The organism is Moraxella sp. CTOTU49803 (assembly GCF_032097965.1).
Lineage (GTDB): Bacteria > Pseudomonadota > Gammaproteobacteria > Pseudomonadales > Moraxellaceae > Faucicola > Faucicola tetraodonis.
On sequence record NZ_DAMCJP010000005.1, the window covers coordinates 93,527 to 116,201 of the forward strand.

Below are 22,675 nucleotides of genomic sequence, written 5' to 3' on the forward strand. Positions count from 1 at the left end.
ATGAGAAATTTTTTAACGCTAAAACACGTTTACATCATGGTTTACACCATTACTGGCACTTGGCGTAACAACTGGGTCGCAATCGATTGGGGCTGCTCACCGCCCAAATGATTAAATGGGATAAAAGCTTGCCCCAAGCGATGATCGACAACGGCAGCAAATACCGCTTGGATATCTTCTGGCGTCACTTCATTGTAGCCACCCAAATAAGCAAAGGCTTGTGCCGCTTGCTTGAGCGCTAGGACACCACGGGTAGATAGACCATGATAGTCTCGGCTCTCACGCGTTTTTGCTACCAATCGCTGTAAGTAGTCAATCACAACATCTGCGATATACACGTCTTTGGCTTGCGCTTGTGCCTGCTGCAATGACTGGGTATCTAACATGGGAGTGATTTGGCTCAGCATTTGACGTCTATCTTTACCGAGTAGCAACTCTCGCTCTGCATTAACCGAGGGATAACCCAGCGATAAACACATCAAAAACCGATCCAGCTGTGACTCAGGCAAAATAAACACACCCGATTGCTGCGTCGGGTTTTGGGTGGCAATCACAAAAAAAGGTTCAGGGAGTTTTCGCGTTACCCCATCTTGCGACACTTGCCGCTCTTCCATCGCCTCTAACAGGGCAGATTGGGTTTTTGGGCTTGAGCGATTAATTTCATCGGCAAGTAACAACTGACAAAATATTGGGCCTGGCTTAAATTCAAACGTGCCAGTATCGGTTTTATACAGCGAAATCCCTAAAATATCGGCAGGTAGCATATCGCTGGTAAATTGCACCCGATTAAACGATAACCCCAAATGGTTGGCAATCGCGTGCGCTAGCGTGGTTTTACCCATTCCTGGTAAATCTTGAAGCAGTAAATGACCATTGGCTAACAAACAAGCAACCGCTAGCTTCACCACCTCAGGTTTATCCAACACGATATCATTAATACTCACCAGCATGGCTTGCAATCGTTGTTGTAACGGCTGATTGTCTAAGTTACCCATCACCATGTGGTCTATCCTTTAAAGGTTTAAATTTTGTTTATCAATCATGTTAACTCAAAATATCGCTTAAAGGCATAACGACAAAGCGATTTAACGAAGCGTCGAAATATAAGCAATAATATCTTGGCGGACTTTGGCATCAGTAATCGGGTCAGAACGCATACGCGTTCCTGCGATGGTTTGTTTTGGATGGGCGATATATTTATCCAAATTTTCCGCTGTCCACGTCATATTGCTGTTTTTTAGTGCGTCTGTATATTGATAATCGGTTAATAAGGCGGATTTTGCCCCATAAATACGCAGTAATTGTGGGCCTTTCTCGTTATTTCCTGGCTGCAGCTTGTGGCATTTGAGACAGGCTTCTTCGTATTGCTTTTTACCGTTATCGGCATCCCCTTGGCTATAAACGGGCAAGGTAACTGCTGGGCGCTGAGCGGGTGGCTGATGTTGACAGCCTGTCGCAATGACGATACAAAGACCCAATCCTAGCATAGGCAATCGGTTTGATTTATGAATGATTGTTTGGTGCATTTTGACTAACTCGTTTTTATCTTATAAATTCAGCGCTTGGATTTAGCTTGGTTCAGTCTCGATGTGCATGGTGTCACTCGCTTTTTGCAAATATGCCCCTTGCAAATAACGCGCACCGACTGTCCACGCCGCTGACATGGCAGCAGGGTCTTCAATAAAAGGCATCAAACAACTGGAGCCGCGTTCAGTGATTTCGCGCACCACCGTTGCCACGGTATTGACATTTTCATTGTTGCTCAAATCTTTGATATAGCTGCGATCGAGTCGTACCAGCTGTGGTTTGACAAATTCCAACACTTCCATTGCATTGACCGCCGAGCCAAAATTATAGATACCTAGGTGACAACCCATTTGGTTAAGCTCATTACTTTGTTTGGCTGCCACCGCTAGATGATCCATTACCATGGTTTCATTGAACTGTAATGTCAATATCCCCTGCTCGCTGGTACCTAATGCTTGCATCAATCGACTCATAAAGCTTGGCAAGGTAGCATCTGCTAGTGATATCGCGCTTAAATGCACTAATAATCGGGCGCCGGCATCGACCTCATGACGGTAACGTTTTAAATCTTTACAGGCTTGAATCAATACCCAACGGTCGATTTTATCCATCAACTGATGTCTGGTCGCCACTTCTAAGAATTTATCAGGTGCCATTAAGCTACCATCTGCTAGCGGCAGACGTAGAAACACCTCAAACATGTTACTGACATCGTTTTCAACGTCATAAATCGGCTGATATAATAATTTAAATTTGCTGTGTTCTAGCCCATCACGTAGCGATTCGTACAGCGCACTGTCATCACTGCTGGCAAAACTACTGGGGTCATATAGATAGAATAAATCTTTATCGTCGTTGCTGTCTTTATTGGCTTTGGTCGCCATGCCGACGGCTTGGATGACACGGTTAATAATACTATTGGTGTCAGGTGCACTGGCGTTGACTAAGGTTGCACCAATGGTTACTGTGGTCTTAACCGTACGATGACCAATTTCAATAATGGTGCTATTAATATCGGCAACCAATTTTTGTCCTAACGCTGTCAAATCTTGTTGTCGCATATTAGGGATAATTATCATAAACATGCTATCATTAAACCGGCTCAAATAGCCATTTTTCACCCGCTCTACCCCAACAATCTCGGTGAGATGTTGCTCAAGAATATTGGCAACGGCAACTACCACCCCATCAATCCCTTCAATCCCCACACTGGCATGGATTTTACCAATATTATCGACTCGTAGCGCCATCAAACCCACAGATAGGTTTTGCTTAACAATCACGTCACGCAGTCGGTTAAACAGTCTTTCAAAACCATGGCGATTAAATAGCCCTGTGATTGAGTCAATGCGTTCCATCGCCTCAAGTTTTTTGGCAAGCTCAGCACTATTGGCTTGTTCGTTGGGCTGGATAATGACTTGTAGACACGGCTGACCGTCATAGGTAGCAGCCGCTAACTGCAGCTTAGCCGCGAAGGTAGTATTATCTTTTCTCACACTTTCAAACTTAAATTCGACGTTTTTACGGTTGCCTTTTTCGAAGTCTTTTAAAAACGTTTTAAAATCTTGGATATTGTTGCGCGCAATCAAGTCAACAACGGGTATCCCCATCAATTCATCGAGCGTTTTAAACCCAAACATTTCAAGATAGGGCTCATTGGCATAAATATGTAAACCATCTTCAATGTAAGCCACTGCACTCTTGGAGTTTTTAATAAGAATATTGGCACGCTGTTCGGCATCGCTCAATACCATTTTTAGGCGCTCAAGCTCGCGTCCTAGTTTATGATACTCGTGTTCACGGCAGATACGAATGGCCATGCGCAGTAACTTATTTTTGCGCAAAGCATCCGCTGCACCCCAATAGGTATATAAAGGTAATAACTTATGAGTTTTATCAGGGTCGCTAACAAGCTGCGTCTGGGCTTGCTCATTGGCAGTTAATGCCTCTGGGTAATCAGTCGCGTCATCAGGCAACAGAGCGATGACGGGGATGTGAGCATCGTGAGCTTTTAAAATCTCTTTGACGTCTTTAAACGATAAATCATACGCATTCCCCATCAAAATAATGTCCCAAGACTGGCGCAATAACTTTATCAGCTCGTCTTTGGCATCCAAAAATCCTAAATTAACCTGTCTATAATAATGTTTTTCTAATAACCCAACCAACTGCTCGGCATACAGCTGGTTATCATCAATGATTAACAGATTGAGTTGGTTGTGTTTTTGCATCGATTCACTATCCCATTAAACGCTTGCCCATTAACGCTTGGTTTATAGAGCCATGTGCAAGCTATTATAAGCGAACTGTTTGATAAATTATTTATAATATTAGATTCAATTTCTTATTATATGATTAATCTTTCAAAACGGCTACAAGGATATGAAAATCTTTTATTTTTAATAGGTTAGAGTTAAAATGGCAGATTTTGTTACCATTTCTTAGCGGTTAGAAGTTTACGGAATTCTTACAAAAGCGTATTCTTCGATATCATCAGTCATATCAAGTAGCTCAGTCAGACGCACGTTAATTTCCTTGCTCTCAATACGCACCACTAGCTTGTCTGCCACTTGGTAGCCAAAGCGTGCCATCAGCAAACGGGGCTGGGTATCAGCGTTGTTTGGATCGCTAGGGATAATAAATGCCGCAACAAAATGTGGCTGACGGCCACCCGCATTTTGAAAGCGCACGCCACAGGGAATGGCATTTTGACAATGCACTTGTACTTGTGCCTCAATTTCTAAGTAGGTCTTGTTGGTGGGTTGACCGGTTGGCGTATCGATAAAACCTTGACGGTTGTCTTTGATGTAGCCGAGCTGCCAAGTTTTTGCGCCATTAACCTTTCGCAGCGCAATTAAGCAATTGACTTGCAATTGCCTCAGCGGATGATAGCTATCGCCACGGCTGCTGCTTGGATATGGGTCAACGAGTTGATTGGCATAGCTAAACACATGCGACAGGCACATGGATTGGGGATTTTCTTTGTTCAGCTCCACAACGGTAGATTTTTTAAGATACTCAGTATGTTGAGTTTTGGGTTTTAACCGCTCAGGCAACTCATTGGCATGAATGAGATTGCCCAAACTGGTTTTATTCGCAAGCATGTAATGGATATTATTAAATCCAAGTACCACTTCACATTTTGAATGGTTCTGATGATAGTGTGCCGCTGGTTTTAACCCATCTTGGATATTATTCAATACCAATTTGGCCTGACGCGCGCTGTTTTTTATCTCAGCATCGCTACTGTTTTGACCTTGGCTGATGGTTTGATGTAAGTGTTTAAACAACCGGCTAAACATGACAAACAGGCAATTGCTGGCTGCTGCAAAGGGATTGAATGTACCATCGATTTCTAGCAGTTTGGGGGGCTGCTTACCTTCTAAATCAATATACAGGTAAGGTTTTTCTAGCAAGTCTTTGCTAATTATTAGCGCTTCAATCCACTGGGTACTTACTTTTTGTATGGCTACAATATCCGCACGCCGACAAGCATACGGATTGGTAACCGCTACCGTCAAGCAATGAAAATATATTTCCTCAATCGATAGCGGTGCACCTTGTTTGTTATACTCATTGGCAGAATGCAGTTTGATTGGCAAGGAGATAGACTGCCAATCATTAGTGACCGCAAATCGATAGCAGGCATTCAGATATTGCCAAATCACCTTTGTATCTTTACGATAGCCGATATATTTTTCAAACAGCGATTGGCGCAGTAATAGCATGGTACTGTAGAGGGAGCGCTGAATGACTTGAGTGGAGGTAAGTGATTGAGGTGTTTGGCGAAATAGGCTAATGATGCCTTTTTTCTCAGCCACTTCAGGTCGAGCCGCTGCCCGTTGCCAGATGACATGGTAAAACATGATGCCTAGATAAAGCACTGATAGCACGGTATCTAAGCCTTGCTGTTTTTCTTCATCCAAAATCCCCGGCTGGGTTTGGTAATTCACCCGCAATTTGCCAAGTAATACGCTGACGGCTTTATTAACCTCATCAAATAATGAAAAGCGTTTGACATCGTCAATATCGGCAAACATCAACTGGTTTATCACGAATTTATATTCGTCATACATCTCACACGCCGACATACGATTAAATTGTATCTGCCAATCGGTCGTATCCTGCAACGAATCCTGGGTAACTTTGAGTTCAATAGGACTGGTCGGTATATCGTTTATGCGCTGTAAGAAATCGTCTAGTGTGAGATCCGTAACCATTTTTTTGCACCAAAATGCACAACATTTTTCGACTTATTTAACAACAATAAGTAACACAAAAGCCAGGTTTTAGCTAGATATTTAAGATAATTGTACTATTTATCAGATAAGTAACAGATAATCTTTTATTTTAGTTGTTGTGTTTCAAAATATGTTAGTGGTTATACAAGTCAACGGGCGTTTTAAATGGCTTATTAGGCAACTCTCGTACCAACTTTGGCACCAAGTAGCCGGCACATTTGGCGAGTAATTCCCAGTACAGAGCGACTGCTTGCTCATCTGAAATATAGAAGTGGCTCGCCCCGGCAACTTTATCAAGCACATGTAAATAATAGGGTAATACGCCCGCTTGCCATAATTTTTCATTCAAGCTTGCAAGCGTATTTGCATCGTCATTAATCGACTTGAGTAGCACGGTTTGGTTAAGTAACGTAACACCCGCTTTTTTTGCCTTACCCAAAAATATTTGCGTTTCTTGGTCGATTTCATTGGGGTGATTGGCATGAATGACCATGACGATGTGACAGCGGCTGTTGGAAAATCGCGCAAGTAACGGCTCATCTAAGCGTTCAGGAATCATCACAGGTACGCGGGTATGGATACGAATGGTCTGCACTTGGGGTAGTGCTTCAAGGGTGGTGAAAATCTCCAATAAACGACGGTTGCTCAGCGATAACGGGTCGCCGCCGCTTAAAATCACCTCATTAACCGCGGGGTGCGCTGTGATGTAGGCACTGATGGCTTGCCAATCATTGTGGGTCGGTAGATTCTCGTGGTAGTCAAAGTGCTGGCGAAAACAATAGCGACAATTGACCACGCAAGCCCCGGTGACAGGAATCAGCACACGTGATGCGTATTTATGAATGATGCCTTTGACCGGATTGGCGTGTTGTTCATCGAGTGGGTCGGTGACAAAGCCGGTGACTTGTACCGTTTCTTGAAACGTCGGCAACACTTGCTTAAGCAGCGGGTCATGGATATCGCCTTTCCCCATTTTTTGCACAAAGCGGCGTGGCACTTTGAGGGGAAATTGACCGACCTGACTATCAAAGCTATCTATCGGCAAATCTAATGCTTGCGCCAATTCAGCAAAGCTCGTGATGGTATCAGAAAACGCATTTTGCCAGTTTTTTTGTGTCGCCAAATAGTTTATCATATAGTGTTTATCCAATTGTCAATGCCGCTTGCTGATAACGCCTGTTGCGGATAGGGTTACAGCGTAGGTAGCGCATTTATGCAAATTGGCTATTATACAAAGATTTGATTTACCTCGGTTATTTTTTAGTCGCAACACCTTATTAGGAAATTTTATGGCAACTTACTCAACCAATGAATTTAAAGCTGGCTTAAAAGTCATGCACGAAGGCAACCCCTTTGCAATTTTAGAAAATGAATACGTTAAACCAGGTAAAGGTCAAGCATTCAACCGCGTCAAAATGCGTAACCTAAAAACGGGTAAAGTATTAGAAAACACCTTTAAATCTGGCGATAGCCTTGAAGGCGCTGACGTTGTTGATACTGAAATGAACTACCTATACAACGATGGCGAATTCTGGCACTTTATGCACCCAGAAAGCTTTGAGCAGCTACAAGCCGACAAAAATGCGATGGGCGATGCGGCAAAATGGTTAAAAGAAAATAGCAACGAAGAATGTACCATTACCCTATTCAATGGTGTGCCTTTAAGCGTTGCCGCGCCAAACTTTGTTGAGTTAGTGATTACTGAAACTGACCCAGGTCTAAAAGGCGATACATCAGGTGGCGGCGGTAAACCTGCAACCCTTGAAACAGGCGCAGTCGTACGTGTGCCATTATTTGTCCAACAAGGCGAAAAAATCAAAGTCGATACCCGCACTGGCGAATACCTATCACGGGTACAATAATATATTCTATTACCAAGAATTTTGAAAAAATAAAAGCCCAACTAACTGTTGGGCTTTTATTTTTTAACATGTGATTGAAAAATTTTTTGTTACGCTGTCACACTGACGTAGCATCATAAAAAAATCATTCGTCAAACGCGCATGGAAAAAATGATTACCCAAATAGAACAACAAATGAAATAATTCACCAAGATAATCAAACTAGCGTTAGCTCAAACCGCTAAAATACCAAGACAAACTAAAAGGCAAGTTAATATACAAATACCAATATAGACAACTCAAGGATATATCATGCCAGAACTCACCCCGCCAGAAACCAGCCCTGTCATCACCCTTGAAGCGCCGCAACCCGTTGCCGTTGTGCCACAAGACGAAGCCGACCAACTGGTCAAACTTGACCTAACCAAAGTGCCTGAACTTGATGCCAAAGTGAACGATTTTGTGATGCATGTATTACAAACCCCTGTCAACACGTCTGTATTCGATGAGAAAGTCAAAGCCATTCATCAGCTAGGTAGTGCCGAAATTCGCGCTTCCGCGCAGATTGCAAATCGCATGCTTGATCGTCCTGCCAAAAGCATGGATAAAGCCTTATTTGACAACTCCCCGATTGCCAAATCCTTGACTGAGCTACGCAGCGTGGTCGAAGACCTAGATCCAAGCCGACAAGGTTCGCTGTCAAGTCCACGCAAATTTTTGGGCATCATCCCAATGGGCAAATCCGTACAAGATTATTTTCGTAAATACCAATCTTCGCAAAACCATATCAATGCCATCATCGAAAGCCTGTATCACGGCAAAGATGAACTGATGAAAGACAATGCCAGCATTGAGCAAGAAAAGGTCAATATGTGGGCACTGATGCAGTCGCTCCGTCAATATATTTATGTCGGTCAAAAAATTGATGAACGTCTAGAGCAAAAAATCGGTGAGCTTGAAGCCACTGACCCTGAAAAAGCACGCGTAGTCAAAGAAGAATTGCTGTTTTATCTCCGCCAAAAAAACATGGATTTTTTGACCCAACTGGCGGTGAACATCCAAGGGTATTTGGCGCTTGATATGATTCGCAAAAATAACTTAGAGCTTATTAAAGGCGTTGACCGTGCCACGACGACAACGATTGCTGCGCTACGTACTGCGGTGATGGTGTCACAAGCGCTGAGCAGTCAAAAATTGGTACTCGACCAAATCAATGCGCTTAACTCAACGACCAGTAGTTTGATTGAGTCAACGTCAGTCATGCTCAAACGCCAAACCGCGCAATTGCATGAGCAAGCCAGTGGCAGTTCAGTGGACTTGGAAAAACTGCAAAAATCCTTTAACCACATCTATGAGACCATGCATGCGATTGATGTCTTTAAAGTTAAAGCACTGGGCAATATGCAGCAAACGCTCCATGTACTTACCCAAGAAGTTGACCGCGCACAAACCTACCTTGACCGCACCAATCGCCAAACGGTGAGTGAAGTTGCCAACGAGCTGCAAATTGATGAGGAGAAATTGGGTAATATCAAACTTTAACCCCCGTTTGATTTGACTATGCGCAACCTCACGGATGATTGCGGTGTGTTTGCTGACACATAGCTTTAGTTACATGGCTTTAGTCAGACAATTTATTGGGTAATTTTGCAACCACTTGCGCGACCGTGTTATTCAGTTGACTGCTATCGCTCGGCATGACAGTGATATGAGCGATTTTTCGACCTTCGCGCTCTTCTTTATCATAATTGTGCACGTGCACGCCAGCGATGGCTAGGACTTCGTCCAGTTTTGGGTACTCTCCGATGACGTTCAGCATGACAGAGGGTTTGACGATGGCTGTGTCTCCCAATGGCAACCCTGCCACCGCACGCATGTGATTTTCAAATTGACTGGTTACCGCACCTTCAATACTCCAGTGCCCTGAGTTGTGCACGCGGGGTGCGATTTCATTGGCTAGCAATTTTTCAGCGCCGCCTTCAGAAGTCACAAATAATTCTAACGTCAACACGCCCACATAGTTTAAATGTTCGAGCAATTTTTTGATATTACTTTGGGCTTGCTCCGTGAGGTTATCAACATTGGGTGCAGGTGCGGTTGATTTGGCTAAAATACCATCGCTATGTTCATTTTGCACGAGCGGATAATAGCGAATTTCACCGTTTTGGGCGCGCACTGCAATGATAGATACTTCGCGCTCAAAGTGAATAAAGCCTTCGGCAATGAGCGGCGCTGTTTTGGTTGCGTCACCAAGTTCTGCCCACGCGGTGTCAATTTGGTTAGCGGATTTGACCACAAACTGCCCTTTACCATCATAGCCCCCGCGTGTGGTTTTGAGTACCAAGGGTAGCCCCAATTTGTCGGCGGCGTCTTGGATATCGGCTTTGTTATGCACTGCCATAAAAGGCACGGTGGCGATATCTAATTGGTTAAACAAGTTTTTTTCATTTAACCGATCTTGTGCCACTGATAGCGCAAATGACGATGGGTACAAGGTTTTGGTCGATTCCAAAAACTGGGCAGGTTTGAGCGGGGTGTTTTCAAATTCTAAGGTAAAAATATCGCAGCTTTTGGCAAAATCTTCAAATTGCTCGCTACTAAACACTTTGCCCAGTAAGCGTGCAGGGCAATTGGCACTATCTTCCAAAAACACGCAGCGAATGCCCAGTGGCAACGCCGCTTGCGCCAACATCATACCTAGCTGTCCGCCACCTAAAATCCCAATGGTTTTGACAGGATAATTGGAATGATTGATGGTATAAAAATTGGCGGTTTGCATAGGCATGGTGGCGGCTCTTTTTGATAAGTGAAACACAGAAGAAAAATTATGGCTAATTATAAAGGATTTGCCCACAAATAAAAAATCCAAGCACAAAAAAACCCATAAGTCTTTAGTCTTATGGGCTCAGAAAATCAGCGAATACACCTTAACTGTAATGCACGGGTTCTTCGTCATACACATTGGCATGCCACTGCGAGAGCTGCTTTTGCATTAAGGTTTGAATGGCAGCATGAATCATGCTTTGACCAATCAACTGGGTATCATCCCCCAACAGTTCTTTCACTTTGTCAGAAAATTCAATACTTACCAAGTTTTCTGATTCGTCATTCGAGGTACGTAGTACCATTTTGCCGTCAGCTTGCTCAATAAACTCCAGCATCATCGCTTCTGCTTTGGCCTCTTTTGCCGCTTGCAGTAGGCTTTGGTAATCTGTTTTTGCATCTTTTTGCATCGTCGCTCCTCTATCTTTTATCCGCCCCAGTGCCTATTTTGGTTACTATGTTAGGAACTATCTTGTTAACTACTTAACTACATTCGTAATTATTAACTGCTAACTGCATTAGTAACCATGGTAGTCAACCTGTCTTATCGCTTTAATCAACTTAGCATGGTTTAACGCTTGCATCTTTTTAGAAGCTTGTTGACAGCTTATTAACAGGTTTTGGCATCTTGCATGATTATTAAAATGGCGACTTTCACGGTAAAAATCAAGCATAATTTATGATATTAACACAGCGACTACAATGCTTAATGATTGAGGGTTGCTGTAATAAATTATTGAGCGACCCGATTTAGCGACCCGGTGAACTTACAACAACTGCGGAAATACGCTTTTTAAGCCGCCAACAAAAATCTCCACTGCAACGGCTGCAAGTAGCATCCCCATGATACGATTGAGCACATTAAGCCCGGTATCACCTAAAAAACGACTTACCTGCCCCGCTGCCATAAAGCTTAGATAAGTGATAATACTGATAATCAAACCTGCGGTGATAATCGCTAGCATATTAAAATAACTATGCCCGCTCGCGGCATAAATAATCACGGTAGAAATCCCACCAGGACCAATCACCATTGGAATCGTCAATGGCACCACGGCAGATGCCGCCCCTTGAAAAGCCACCCCATTTAAATCCCCTGACTTGCCGACATGCGGTTTGGCAACATTGCCAGCGCCATTCATCATGCCAATGGCAATAATCAATACCAAGATACCGCCTGCGATACGAAATGACCCAAGCGAAATCCCCAGCACCTTTAAGATAGGCTCGCCTGCCAACGAAAATATCGCGATGGTCACAAACACGGTAATGGCTGAAATCAGTGCAACTTTGCGAGTTTGTTGTCGATTGGCGTCTTTGGTGATATCAATAAATAACGATAACGCGGCAAATGGATTGACCAGTACCACCAGTGCCAAAAATATTTTTAAGACTTGAGATTCCATGAGTATTAACTAACTTGTTAGGTGAAGTTGGGTAAATATGACAAAACAGTTATGGTAGCATAAATTTAAGTCAGCAGGGTTACGGCGTTAATTCGCTTAGCGCCACCAGTACGCAGGCTAAGCCTGCACCATAAGCCCAAAATTAATGGCTCTCTAACGTTTGGGTGATTTTATCAAGATTTAAACTATCGGACATGGCATTAAAAATCTCATAGTATTTGCCTTGCTTGCGATACAGTTCATCATGCGTGCCTGTCTCCACCACGCGCCCTTGCTCGATGACCACCAAATCATCAGCGTCAATAATCTGCGCGATATTGTGCGACACGATAATCACCGTGCGATTTTGTTTGATTAAATCCAAACTGCGCTTGATTTGCTGGCTGGCAATGGCATCTAGGCTTGCAGTCGGCTCGTCCAAAAAGACAATTGGCGGATTTTTGAGAAACATACGTGCCAGTGCAATACGCTGCTGCTGTCCACCTGACAAGGATTTGGCTTCGCTTTGGTAGCCTTTGGGCAGCTGGGTGATTTGTTCATGAATAGAGGCTTGTATTGCTGCCTGCTCAATCTGGGCTTGGCTGGCCGTTAAATCGCCATAACGAATATTTTCTTCAATAGTCCCGCCAAAAATATGGTTTTTTTGCAACACCAAACCGATGTGTTGGCGTAGCTCATGGGTATCATAATCTTGCAAATCCTTGCCATCGAGCAAAATTTGCCCCTGCGTGGGCTGATAAAATTTTACCAACAGATTGATAATGGTGCTTTTACCTGCGCCACTCAGCCCGACCAATGCCGTAATTCGGTTGCGCCGAATGCGAAAGCTGACATCCTGCAGGGCTTGGTTGCCGTTGGGATAAACAAAATCGACGTGCTGAAGTTCGATATCACCCTGCACCATCGCAGGATTGACACCGCCTACCGCTTCGATTTGGCTATCATCTTCTAAGATATCAAAAAACCCTTCTGCATAAGTCAGCGCATCATTCACCTCATCGTAGATACGATGCAACTGGCGAATCGGCGATGCTACGTTTTGAAACAACAACACATGAAACATAATCATGCCAATGGTCATCTGCCCATCAAGCACAAAATACGCGGTTAAAATAATAATCGCCACCACACCAATCTGCTCGATAAAACTTTTGAGTGCATCATAGCCAAAGCCAATACCGCGCGTTTTGAGTTGGTTATCGGTCATCTCTTTTTGAATGGCAAAATGTTTTTGCGCTTCAATCGGTTCGCGGACAAAGGATTTGATCACGGTAATAGCGTTAATGAGCGAAATGATTTGCTCGCTTTTACTCTCCCGATAATGGCGCATCTGCCGACGAAAGCCTTGCAAGCGCGTGGCTTGTTTTTGACTGATATAAAAATAAATCGGCACAATCACCAGCCCTACCATCCCCACCCACACATTGGCGCTAAACATCACTACCAACGCTACAATCGCATTGGCAAATAACGGCAACATATCAATAAAAAAGTTTTGCACCAAGCGCGTGAGACTACTGACACCCAAATCAATGCGCGTCTGCAGCTTACCACTGTCGTTATCAGGATGGGTATAAAACCCCATGCGGTAACTTAAAATGCGCTCTACGACTTTTTGCGATAAATCCCGGGATAAATTAATACGGATTTTTTCACCAAAATAGCGCTGTCCAAAGCTGATTGCCGCGTACAACAGTTCTTTGAGCAGTAGCACGATGCTAATAGTCGTGAGCAGTTTGGCACCTTCCTGCCACGGCTCGCTGAGCTTGACAATCTCGGTTAAATGATCGACCGTGTAACGCAGTACAAAAGCATTGACCTGTGCGGCAAATGAACCAATCACCGTAAGTAGCAACGTCGCTATGATTAATGAGTGATAAGGTTTTGCAAAAACGGATAATTTTTTGATAATTGACCACAGCACGGCGCCGCGTTCGCGTTTGTTGAGTGATGTCGGTGCAGGTTTGGCTGGCAGTGTCGACGTGTCAGGGAGCGATGGATTAGGGGATGGATTGGGAAGATTTGGCAAGAGTGGCTCACAAATGATTTTTCAATACGTTTGGTTGTTTAATATCTTTGGCAAAGTTTAAATAAAACGAGTGCGTTTAAGGTAGTTGGTAATTGTTGCATTCTTGTCCATGCGAAGCTTTGCATCACACAATCATAAAATAATTTTATGATAATAAGTATTATTTATGAATATTTATTATGATTTGAAGCTTTTAGGGGGAAATACCTTTATACTGAGCGGACTTCTTTTTACCTTTCCCTTTTTATCTTAGTTAATAGCCTATTAAAAGGATTTCAGCGTATGCCATTATCATATAAAGCCCCCCTGCGTGATATTCGCTTTTTAACCAATGAAGTATTTAATTATCCCGAACACTATAAAACCTTAAAATCTGGTGAAAATGCCGATCCTGAAACCGTGGATATGATGCTTGAGAGCTTTGCAGATTATTGTAGCAATGTGTTGATGCCACTGTACCAATCAGGCGATGCTGAAGGTTGCCATTTTGACAAGGGTGTTGTCACCACGCCAAAAGGCTTTAAAGAAGCTTATGATATGTTCGTTGAAGCTGGGTATCAAGCCATACCGTTTCCTGAAGAATTTGGTGGCTTGAATATGCCAATGTCTGTCAACCTCATCAAAAGTGAAATGATGGGCACAGCAAACTGGGCATTTGCCATGTATCCAGGGTTGTCGGTGGGCTGTATGAATACCATCATGCAATACGGCACCCCCGAGCAAAAAGCCACTTATATGCCAGGCTTGGTAGAAGGTCGTTGGTCAGGCACCATGTGTTTGACTGAGCCACAATGTGGTACCGACTTGGGTCAAGTTAAAACCAAAGCCATTCCACAAGAAGATGGTACTTATAAGATTAGTGGTACCAAAATCTTTATTTCAGCCGGTGAACATGACCTAACGGAAAATATCGTGCATATCGTTTTAGCACGCCTACCCGATGCGCCTGCAGGTACCAAGGGTATTTCGTTATTTATCGTGCCAAAATTCTTGGTCACAGAAAACGGCGACATTGGTGAGCGTAATCCAGTTAACTGTGGCTCAATTGAGCACAAAATGGGTATCAAAGCATCAGCAACTGCGGTACTCAACTTTGATAATGCGACAGGCTATTTAATCGGTGAGCCGAATAAAGGCTTAAAAGCCATGTTTACCTTTATGAACACTGCCCGCTTAGGTACAGGTGTGCAAGGCTTAGCGCATATGGAATTGGCTTTCCAAAACTCATTGCCCTACGCCAAAGAACGCCGCTCAATGCGTACCCTATCAGGTACCAAAGAGCCAAACCAAGTGGCTGATGCGATTATCCATCATGCCGATGTTGCGCGCATGCTACTCACCCAAAAAGCCTTCTCAGAAGGCGCGCGCTCAATGATTTATCACGCATCACGCTATGCTGACAAGATGTTTGAAGGAGCGATGCTCGGTGACGATGCTGCGTTCCACAAATGGGATGATAAATTGGGCTTTTATACCCCAATACTTAAAGGCTTCTTAACTGAACTAAGCATTGAATGCGCCAAACACGGTATGCAAATCTACGGCGGTCATGGCTATATCAAAGAATGGGGCATGGAACAAATCGCCCGTGATGCGCGTATCTCAACCTTGTATGAAGGTACCACAGGCGTACAAGCACTTGACCTCCTAGGTCGTAAAGTGTTAATCCAATCAAAAGGCAAAGTGCTGCTGGATTACACCGCCAATATCATGAAATGGTGTAGTGAATACGCACTAGACAAAGGGATGCGTAAATTCGTTTGGGAATTGACCAAATATTGTGCGGAGTGGAATACGCTTACCACACGTATCATGTTGACGGCGCGTAAAGACCGTGAAATCGTCTCAGCGGCATCCGATGATTACTTAATGTACTCAGGCTATGTCATCATGGGCTATCACTGGGCACGCATGGCGGCGGTAGCGTATGATAAACTCAAAAATGGCGGTAGCGAAACCAAAGAATTCTATGAAGCCAAAATCAAAACCGCTGAATTCTATTTTGAAAAACTATTGCCACGTGCCTCAGGTCACTCAGAGAGCATGTTGGCACCAAGCGAGTTAATGGCGATGGATTTAGATAGCTTTAATTTCCTAGACTAATGGGTTAAACTTGTTGCGCCATTTTGCAAAAAGGCTGCTCAACCTTAATGGGGGCAGCTTTTTTATTGCTCAAAATTTTAACATATACAAAAGAATTGATTATGGAATTTACTGCTTTTTCGCGCCAAGTTATTGACCAACTAGAATCGGATATTCCCGCCTACCTCCAAGCCTGCAAGTTACCCTCGCCGCTGCATGAAGCAAGCCTATACGCGATGACCAATGGCGGCAAACGGGTACGTCCTTTACTGGTTGCAGCAACTTTTGCCACGGTAAAAACCGACAACAGTCTTGCCCACCCATCCCATCAATTATCTAATTACGTGCGCCGTGCCATGATGGCGGTGGAGTGTCTACACGGCTATTCGCTGGTGCATGATGACTTGCCTTGTATGGATGATGATGCGCTGCGCCGAGGTCGCCCTACCACCCATATCGCCTATGGTGAAGCCGCTGCCATGCTTGCCGGTGACGTGCTACAGACCTTGGCTTTTGAAGCCTTGACCCATACGTATTTTGGTGAAAACAGTGAGTTTGCTACTCCGCTTTCTGCCACGTTTGCGCCACGGGCACGGCGGATGGTCATGGGGCAAATGCTGGATTTAAATGGCGAACACCAACAGCTTAGCCAAACTGCGCTTGAAGCCATCCACCGTGACAAAACAGGCGCGCTCATTGAAGCGTCAGTATTGATGGGTGCCATCTGTGCCAACGCGACTGACAGCCAGCGGCAAGCACTCAATAGCTTTGCCGAGCAGATTGGCTTGGCTTTCCAAGTACAAGATGATATTTTGGATGTGACTGCCGATACCAAGCAGCTTGGCAAACCTGCGGGCAGTGATGAAAAATTGGATAAATCCACTTATGTCAAATTACTGGGGGTGGAAGCTGCCAAGACTTACGCGCAAAGCTTATTTGATACCGCTAAAAATGCGGTGATTGCTGAATTTGGCGATGATAACTATTTGGTCGATTTGGCAGACTGGTTGTGGGCGAGAGACAAGTAATTATTTCTTCCTAAACCCAGCAAACAAGCCTTCGTGGTTAATTTTTGGCATTTTCATAGTCACGGTGTTTGACAGCAAATCATGCAGCGCCAGTCCTTGCTTATTGACCCATGCGAACCAATAATTAAACAATAGCCCAATAAACATACTAAAATACAGCGCACCCACTGACTGGTGGATGAGATAGCCTATCATCCCACAGACCACCGGCAATAAACACGCGGCTAATATCCGCATCATCGATTGCCGCCAACTTAGCAATGAGCCATCACGGTTCATGGTTTTAAGCCGCCAAGTCTGCATGCCAAGCGTCTGCCCTGCCTTACGCCAAAATACCCCATAAAATCCGACCAAGATAATCACAAAAGCAGGGATTTGCACAACATTACGATACCATAGCGGTAATGTCGCCGCCTGCTTCATATCCGTCCCTGCCAAACCTAGCAGTTTAGTCCCCAATACAATAAGCAGCATCTGCACAAAAAATAGCATCGCCAAAATCAACATACCATCATACAGCATAGCAATCAGCCGAGTAGCCGCTTTTGCCATCACAGGTTCTTCTTGCAATGGCACTGATTGCATGGATTGCGGCTGGCTGCTGGTCTCAGGTGTTTTTAACATTGGGATTTTGGTCTTAGGCATAGGTATAGCGGGCGAATGATGGTAGCAATTAAACGAAATTGTAGCCTAAATACAACCAAAAGGCTATGACTCAAACACTCACTCGAGACCCATCAGCGCATGACTCAGATAAACGTAACTGGGATAAACATAACTCAGATCAACATAAATGGGATGAAAATGCCTTAGGCAACAGGCAACCTTGGCAAACAAGGGAGAGCTAACGGCAAAATAACCCGCCGAGTAATATGAGGTATAAAAAAATAAGGCATAAAAAAAATCGCCTTACTCAAAGAGTGGCGATTAATTTTAACAAAGTAATTAGTGGTGCGCTTGGAGGGAGTCGAACCCCCGACCCTCAAGTTCGTAGCCTGATGCTCTATCCAACTGAGCTACAAGCGCTTAACTAATGTCTTCGTTTGAAGTGGGCGCTATTGTAAGTTAGAATATTTATTTTGTCAAACTTTATTTTAAATAATTTTAAAACTAATTTTGCTTCAATAAATGGCGGTGACGGAGGGATTCGAACCCTCGATACAGTTTCCCGTATGCAGCCTTAGCAGGGCTGTGGTTTCAGCCACTCACCCACGTCACCGAATTGTTCTTACTTATCTATAACACCGTACAATAATTTTAGTCAATGTCGCCATTAACCTCAAGTATTGTGGGTGGGCATTATAACAAACCAATCCAAATTTGCAAGACTTTTTAAAAAAATTATGTGAGAATAATTGCAGCACCTTTGCAATGGCACCATGCCTACCTATAACCCAGTCGCTGTTTATGGCTCAGTCGTTATGTGATAATCTGTTTAAAACTAATGATTAAAAAACCATTTAACTAATCCTTTATAAGGATTGATAACCAGCCTGTGAGAATCTTATGCCAACCCCTGCTACCCTTGCCCCTATTTTAGCACCCAGCATGACACTGCGCCCCACTGTATTGTGTTTTTCGGGGTTAGATCCATCAGGCGGCGCAGGCTTGCAAGCGGATATTGAGTCGATTGGGCAAGCAGGGAGTCATGCAGCGATTGCTTGTACTGCAGTGACCGTTGAAAGTTCACAGCAAGTTTTTGGGTTTGAGGCATGCGCAAGTGGGCTGGTAAGGGCGCAAGCACTGGCGGTGCTCAATGATTTGCCTGTCAAAGCTATCAAGTCGGGGATGCTTGGCACCACTGACAATATTGCAATGCTCGCGCAGCTTTTCAGCGATGGCAGTATTGCAAAAGATACGCCGTATGTGCTTGACCCGGTACTGGTGGCCAACAGTGGCGGTGCTTTAGGTGACAAAGACACTTTGGTGGCTGCCTTTGCCCAGTTGACCCCTTTTGCGACCCTAATGACCCCCAACAGCATTGAACTACGTGATTTGACAGGCATCGACAATCTACACGACGCCGCCAGAGATTTGTGTCAACAAGGTGCCAAAGCAGTGCTAGTCAAGACGTCTCACGATAGCCAAGCCTCTGGTATCGAGCAGTATTTATACGTTAATGACAACCAAACCTGCCGACTAGCCTATCAAGCGATTTTGCCAAGACTGGCGGGTGAATATCATGGCTCAGGCTGTAGTCTGGCAAGTTATATCGCAGGTCGTTTGGCACTGGGTGATGAGCTTGTGACAGCGGTACAATGCGCAGATATTTGGATACAACACGTGCTGAAAGTCGCTGACATTGTCCACCCTCATGGTCAAAGAATTCCCAAGCGCTTTCATTACACCTCAATGCTAGGTTAGGCAAGCTAGAATGGGGTTATTATTGGAGTGGTCGATTGTCAAGACGTTGCTATTACAGCTAGGTGTTATCGCCCATTTTCTCATCACGCTTTGGCTAGTGGTGCGGGTTATTCAACAGCAGCGCCACCAAAGCGTGGCAATCGCTTGGATTGCGGTGTTATTTGCCCTGCCTGTTGTTGGCATCATCGGTTATATGTTATTTGGTGAAATCAATATTGGGCACCAGTACCGTAAGCGCAGTTTGATGGCGCAAAAATTACTGCGTGACTTTGCCAATGCCCAGCATATTGATTTTAATGAAATTTCCAAAAACTTAGACACTGAAGCACGGCAACTGAGCAATATCGCCCTACTAAAAACTGGGCTTGGCGTGTATGACCATCATACGCTGACGCTGATGACAGACGCTGATGCTATTTTTGCCAGTTTATTAGCCGATATCCGTGCGGCAAACACGATGATTTTGCTGGAGTTTTATATTGTGTCGCCACAAGGCCGGGTGATTGAGTTATTGGAAGCGTTGATGGCGGCTACCCAGCGCGGCGTATCCGTGCATTTGCTCGCTGATAGCGTTGGCAGTCATGCTTTTTTTCGCAGTCAGTGGGTAAACAAACTCAAAGACGCTGGTGTTTTTGTGCATGAATCGCTGCCCGTAGGTTTGTTCAAAACTATTGTCAAACGCATTGATATCCGCAATCATCGTAAGCTGGCTATTTTTGACAACTGCTATGGCTATACGGGAAGTTTTAATTTAATCGACCCCGATTTTTTCAAACAAAACGAGCATGTGGGCAAATGGATTGATGTCATGATACGGGTGGAAGGTCATGATAACGTCAATTCGGTGAAAGCCATGGCACTTGTCACGACCACGGATATCAGCGCAGAAACCAACGCCAATTTTTCCGGCCTTAAAAAAATCGTTAATCGCTTTACCAAGTCGTTCTATACCAAGTCGCTGTATATTGGCACCTCAAAGCTGCATCATCACAAATTACAACACGTGACTAACTCGCGCGGTGTAGGTCAAAACGCTAACACGCATGTCCCTCAGCCGCCCCCGCTTAACATTTTGCCGCTGCAAAGCGACCTACAAGCTTACCCGTCGGTGAGTCAAGTCAGTTTGCAGCTGATTCCATCGGCGCCAGAATTAACCGGGCATGTCATCTACGAAACCTTGGTATGTGCGATTTTTGCCGCCAAAAAACAAGTGGTTATTACTACGCCTTATTTTGTGCCAGATGATGCGCTGCTGCTCGCTATCACTACCGCTGCCAAGCGTGGGGTCAAGGTGATTTTAAATGTACCCAAAAAAGTAGATTCGCTGTTGGTACGGTTTGCCTCTCAGGCTTATTTTGAGCCGCTGTTGTCAGCAGGAGTGCAGATTTATTTGTTCAACGCCGGCTTGCTACATGCCAAGATTTTGTGCGTGGATGACGATTATTGCTTGTTTGGTACCGTCAATATGGATATGCGCAGTTTTTATCTGAATATGGAGGTGAGTATGGCGATTTATAATCGTACCATGACCCAGCAAATGCTTACTTGCCAGCATGAATACCTGCAACAAAGTGAGCCATTACAGCGCGATGGATGGCAGCAGCGTAGCTTTGGGGCAAAATTCTTGGACAACGCTATTCGCCTGTTTAGCCCACTGCTTTAAAGCTTAATCATTTAATCGTCGTTTGGAAAAGACTAGAGGGTTAATAAATAAACGCCTACGGTTTGCACCAAGGTTTCTAGCAAAATAATCAAGAAAAAACCCAGCATAGGTGCCAAATCAAGCATGCCTGTGGCAGGTAATACTTTGCGAAATGGCTGAATAATTGGCTCACTAAGCAGGGTGAGCAGTCCAAAAATCGCTGGCATTTTTTGGGTAAAAAGCATCACCCAACCCCCGATAAACGAGCCAATAATGATGTACTGACACATTCTTAAAAAATCAATCAGCAAGGTCACCGCCGCTACAAAAAACATCATGACAGGTGAAAAATGCCGCGATAGATAATCAACCATGGCTAAGTTCACTTCTGGCATATAAAACAGCCCAATATTTTGACTATCAATGCGCATCATGCCAAGCACGCCCCAAATAAAAATCATCCGCAGCAAAAACAGCAACACCAAACTTGCGGTATTGATTCTGCCATCGCCTATGGTTGGGAAAATACGTCCAAACACATCGACAATGCGTGTCATACGATAAATGGGTTTGGCAAACGCATCTTTTGCAGTAATGCCAGCAAACTGCAGCATAAATCGAAAGAAAACCAGTATCATCGCCGCCGCGACGACGATATCAAACAACCCTGCCAAAAGATTAGTCATGCCCTGTTTTTATCCTTATTTGCTGCTTACACACTTGTTAACGATAAGCCGTTAAGATAGTTAATTAAAATTTGCTGTTGTAGCCAATGTTATAGCCAAATCGAGTTATTTGCCAAACGCTTGGCTTAGCTCACGCGAGCGCTGCTCACATGCTAGCATGGCATCGGCAATAATTTGATGCATTTTTTTCCCATCCATCACTTCAATTGCCGCTTGGGTAGTCCCATTGGGCGAGGTCACTTTGCGACGCAGCTCAGCTGGCGTATCATGACTGGTCAATGCCATCTGCGCTGAGCCCAGTGCCGTTTGCATCGCCAAAGCCGTTGCTTGGGTTTGGGTCAGCCCCAATTTTTCACCCGTGGCAATCATATTTTCTAACATATAAAAGAAATACGCAGGCGCTGACCCTGAGATAGCGGTCACGGCGTGCAGTAGGTCTTCGTCATTTACCCATAACACCAGTCCTGCTGCAGACATCACTTGCTGCGTGAGTTGTTGCTCTGCCTCGCTAACCCCGGCTGTCGCATACAAGCCTGTGGCACCCATTTGAATCATTGCAGGGGTATTTGGCATCGCTCGCACTAGTTTGACTTGCGGCCCCAACCATTCGGCTAAACTATCGGTACCAATCCCTGCGGCAATTGAAATAACCACTTGCTCGCCCCAGCTGTCTTTGACTGGTAGTAGCACATCTTTAATGACCTGCGGTTTGACAGCGAGCACGACCACATCAGCTTTTTCGATGGCGTGCTTGGTATCGTCGATATTGCTCGCATTGTAAGTATTTAACCCTTGGGCGTGAAAATCCGCTAACTTCTCGGCATCGGTTTCAACCACATGCAGTAGGCTAGTTGGTTGACCTTTTGCTAATAGCCCTGCGATGAGCGCCGATGCCATATTACCGCCTCCAATAAAGGCGATATTAAGAGAAGTTGTGGTTGCCATAGATGTCCTTTGTAGTCATTTTTTGTGGGGTGACGAAAGCAGTTAAAGGGTTCGCCCTCGC

19 protein-coding genes and 2 tRNA genes are annotated in these 22,675 nt (G+C 44.5%); 7 read left to right on the forward strand and 14 right to left on the reverse strand.

Annotated elements, in window-relative coordinates:
- Positions 1–41: 41 nt before the first annotated feature.
- The 5 genes from RT422_RS07390 to epmB all read right to left on the reverse strand — a co-directional run bounded on the left by RT422_RS07390 (position 42) and on the right by epmB (position 6,903).
- A complete protein-coding gene (locus RT422_RS07390; protein WP_313421832.1) occupies positions 42–1,001 on the reverse strand; it encodes an AAA family ATPase in 960 nt (319 codons plus the stop codon).
- An 84-nt stretch (positions 1,002–1,085) separates the two neighbouring features.
- Positions 1,086–1,526: a c-type cytochrome gene (locus tag RT422_RS07395; protein WP_096489366.1), complete on the reverse strand. Its 441-nt coding sequence runs from the start codon at positions 1,524–1,526 to the stop codon at positions 1,086–1,088.
- 42 nt (positions 1,527–1,568) lie between these two features.
- Positions 1,569–3,758, reverse strand: coding sequence for an EAL domain-containing protein (locus tag RT422_RS07400; protein WP_313421835.1), 2,190 nt, complete (start codon positions 3,756–3,758; stop codon positions 1,569–1,571).
- A 225-nt stretch (positions 3,759–3,983) separates the two neighbouring features.
- Positions 3,984–5,747 carry a hypothetical protein gene (locus tag RT422_RS07405; protein WP_313421837.1) on the reverse strand — a complete coding sequence of 588 codons (1,764 nt, stop codon included), beginning with the start codon at positions 5,745–5,747 and terminating at the stop codon, positions 3,984–3,986.
- A 154-nt stretch (positions 5,748–5,901) separates the two neighbouring features.
- Positions 5,902–6,903 carry an EF-P beta-lysylation protein EpmB gene (gene epmB, locus RT422_RS07410; protein ID WP_201665639.1) on the reverse strand — a complete coding sequence of 334 codons (1,002 nt, stop codon included), beginning with the start codon at positions 6,901–6,903 and terminating at the stop codon, positions 5,902–5,904.
- Positions 6,904–7,057: 154 nt separating this feature from the next.
- On the opposite strand from epmB, the gene efp reads away from it, so the two are divergent.
- Positions 7,058–7,630 (forward strand): elongation factor P, encoded by a 573-nt coding sequence (efp, locus tag RT422_RS07415; RefSeq protein ID WP_007117135.1) that lies wholly within the window; start codon positions 7,058–7,060, stop codon positions 7,628–7,630.
- Between the two features lie 291 nt (positions 7,631–7,921).
- Positions 7,922–9,151, forward strand: coding sequence for a toxic anion resistance protein (locus RT422_RS07420; RefSeq protein WP_007117136.1), 1,230 nt, complete (start codon positions 7,922–7,924; stop codon positions 9,149–9,151).
- Between the two features lie 79 nt (positions 9,152–9,230).
- On the opposite strand, the gene RT422_RS07425 is transcribed toward RT422_RS07420, so the two are convergent.
- From RT422_RS07425 to RT422_RS07440, 4 genes are all read right to left on the reverse strand, one after another.
- Positions 9,231–10,388 (reverse strand): 5-(carboxyamino)imidazole ribonucleotide synthase, encoded by a 1,158-nt coding sequence (locus RT422_RS07425; RefSeq protein ID WP_313421871.1) that lies wholly within the window; start codon positions 10,386–10,388, stop codon positions 9,231–9,233.
- A gap of 148 nt (positions 10,389–10,536) precedes the next feature.
- Entirely contained in the window at positions 10,537–10,842 is a 306-nt protein-coding gene (locus RT422_RS07430; RefSeq protein WP_050324585.1) for a hypothetical protein, read from the reverse strand.
- A 357-nt stretch (positions 10,843–11,199) separates the two neighbouring features.
- On the reverse strand, positions 11,200–11,838 hold the full coding sequence (locus RT422_RS07435) for a MarC family protein (RefSeq protein WP_007117140.1): 639 nt from the start codon (positions 11,836–11,838) through the stop codon (positions 11,200–11,202).
- Between the two features lie 142 nt (positions 11,839–11,980).
- Positions 11,981–13,762 (reverse strand): ABC transporter ATP-binding protein, encoded by a 1,782-nt coding sequence (locus RT422_RS07440; protein WP_284034821.1) that lies wholly within the window; start codon positions 13,760–13,762, stop codon positions 11,981–11,983.
- Between the two features lie 387 nt (positions 13,763–14,149).
- On the opposite strand from RT422_RS07440, the gene RT422_RS07445 reads away from it, so the two are divergent.
- Together RT422_RS07445 and RT422_RS07450 are read left to right on the forward strand one after the other, a co-directional pair.
- Entirely contained in the window at positions 14,150–15,970 is a 1,821-nt protein-coding gene (locus RT422_RS07445; RefSeq protein ID WP_313421841.1) for an acyl-CoA dehydrogenase C-terminal domain-containing protein, read from the forward strand.
- Positions 15,971–16,071: 101 nt separating this feature from the next.
- Positions 16,072–16,977 carry a farnesyl diphosphate synthase gene (locus RT422_RS07450; RefSeq protein WP_313421843.1) on the forward strand — a complete coding sequence of 302 codons (906 nt, stop codon included), beginning with the start codon at positions 16,072–16,074 and terminating at the stop codon, positions 16,975–16,977.
- On the opposite strand, the gene RT422_RS07455 is transcribed toward RT422_RS07450, so the two are convergent.
- Complete coding sequence (locus RT422_RS07455; RefSeq protein ID WP_282842342.1) at positions 16,978–17,601, reverse strand: RDD family protein; 624 nt, start codon at positions 17,599–17,601, stop codon at positions 16,978–16,980.
- 86 nt (positions 17,602–17,687) lie between these two features.
- On the opposite strand from RT422_RS07455, the gene RT422_RS07460 reads away from it, so the two are divergent.
- Positions 17,688–17,825 carry a hypothetical protein gene (locus tag RT422_RS07460; RefSeq protein WP_180949412.1) on the forward strand — a complete coding sequence of 46 codons (138 nt, stop codon included), beginning with the start codon at positions 17,688–17,690 and terminating at the stop codon, positions 17,823–17,825.
- Positions 17,826–17,926: 101 nt separating this feature from the next.
- On the opposite strand, the gene RT422_RS07465 is transcribed toward RT422_RS07460, so the two are convergent.
- Together RT422_RS07465 and RT422_RS07470 are read right to left on the reverse strand one after the other, a co-directional pair.
- A tRNA-Arg gene (locus RT422_RS07465) sits at positions 17,927–18,003 on the reverse strand.
- Between the two features lie 103 nt (positions 18,004–18,106).
- A tRNA-Ser gene (locus RT422_RS07470) sits at positions 18,107–18,196 on the reverse strand.
- A gap of 335 nt (positions 18,197–18,531) precedes the next feature.
- Between RT422_RS07470 and RT422_RS07475 the strand changes: the two genes are divergently transcribed.
- Positions 18,532–19,341 (forward strand): hydroxymethylpyrimidine/phosphomethylpyrimidine kinase, encoded by an 810-nt coding sequence (locus tag RT422_RS07475; protein WP_239743755.1) that lies wholly within the window; start codon positions 18,532–18,534, stop codon positions 19,339–19,341.
- 10 nt (positions 19,342–19,351) lie between these two features.
- Positions 19,352–21,004, forward strand: a complete 1,653-nt coding sequence (locus RT422_RS07480) for a phospholipase D-like domain-containing protein (protein ID WP_284034793.1) — start codon at positions 19,352–19,354, stop codon at positions 21,002–21,004.
- A gap of 32 nt (positions 21,005–21,036) precedes the next feature.
- On the opposite strand, the gene RT422_RS07485 is transcribed toward RT422_RS07480, so the two are convergent.
- Positions 21,037–21,669, reverse strand: a complete 633-nt coding sequence (locus RT422_RS07485) for a YggT family protein (protein WP_284034794.1) — start codon at positions 21,667–21,669, stop codon at positions 21,037–21,039.
- 105 nt (positions 21,670–21,774) lie between these two features.
- A complete protein-coding gene (proC, locus tag RT422_RS07490) occupies positions 21,775–22,614 on the reverse strand; it encodes a pyrroline-5-carboxylate reductase (protein ID WP_284034795.1) in 840 nt (279 codons plus the stop codon).
- Positions 22,615–22,675 lie beyond the last annotated feature (61 nt).

Coding starts and splice junctions, on each gene's coding strand:
- RT422_RS07390 (WP_313421832.1), bottom strand. CDS start 1,001: ATGGTGATGGGTAACTTAGACAATCAGCCGTTACAACAACGATTGCAA.
- RT422_RS07395 (WP_096489366.1), bottom strand. CDS start 1,526: ATGCACCAAACAATCATTCATAAATCAAACCGATTGCCTATGCTAGGA.
- RT422_RS07400 (WP_313421835.1), bottom strand. CDS start 3,758: ATGCAAAAACACAACCAACTCAATCTGTTAATCATTGATGATAACCAG.
- RT422_RS07405 (WP_313421837.1), bottom strand. CDS start 5,747: ATGGTTACGGATCTCACACTAGACGATTTCTTACAGCGCATAAACGAT.
- epmB (WP_201665639.1), bottom strand. CDS start 6,903: ATGATAAACTATTTGGCGACACAAAAAAACTGGCAAAATGCGTTTTCT.
- efp (WP_007117135.1), top strand. CDS start 7,058: ATGGCAACTTACTCAACCAATGAATTTAAAGCTGGCTTAAAAGTCATG.
- RT422_RS07420 (WP_007117136.1), top strand. CDS start 7,922: ATGCCAGAACTCACCCCGCCAGAAACCAGCCCTGTCATCACCCTTGAA.
- RT422_RS07425 (WP_313421871.1), bottom strand. CDS start 10,388: ATGCAAACCGCCAATTTTTATACCATCAATCATTCCAATTATCCTGTC.
- RT422_RS07430 (WP_050324585.1), bottom strand. CDS start 10,842: ATGCAAAAAGATGCAAAAACAGATTACCAAAGCCTACTGCAAGCGGCA.
- RT422_RS07435 (WP_007117140.1), bottom strand. CDS start 11,838: ATGGAATCTCAAGTCTTAAAAATATTTTTGGCACTGGTGGTACTGGTC.
- RT422_RS07445 (WP_313421841.1), top strand. CDS start 14,150: ATGCCATTATCATATAAAGCCCCCCTGCGTGATATTCGCTTTTTAACC.
- RT422_RS07450 (WP_313421843.1), top strand. CDS start 16,072: ATGGAATTTACTGCTTTTTCGCGCCAAGTTATTGACCAACTAGAATCG.
- RT422_RS07455 (WP_282842342.1), bottom strand. CDS start 17,601: ATGTTAAAAACACCTGAGACCAGCAGCCAGCCGCAATCCATGCAATCA.
- RT422_RS07460 (WP_180949412.1), top strand. CDS start 17,688: ATGACTCAAACACTCACTCGAGACCCATCAGCGCATGACTCAGATAAA.
- RT422_RS07480 (WP_284034793.1), top strand. CDS start 19,352: ATGGGGTTATTATTGGAGTGGTCGATTGTCAAGACGTTGCTATTACAG.
- RT422_RS07485 (WP_284034794.1), bottom strand. CDS start 21,669: ATGACTAATCTTTTGGCAGGGTTGTTTGATATCGTCGTCGCGGCGGCG.
- proC (WP_284034795.1), bottom strand. CDS start 22,614: ATGGCAACCACAACTTCTCTTAATATCGCCTTTATTGGAGGCGGTAAT.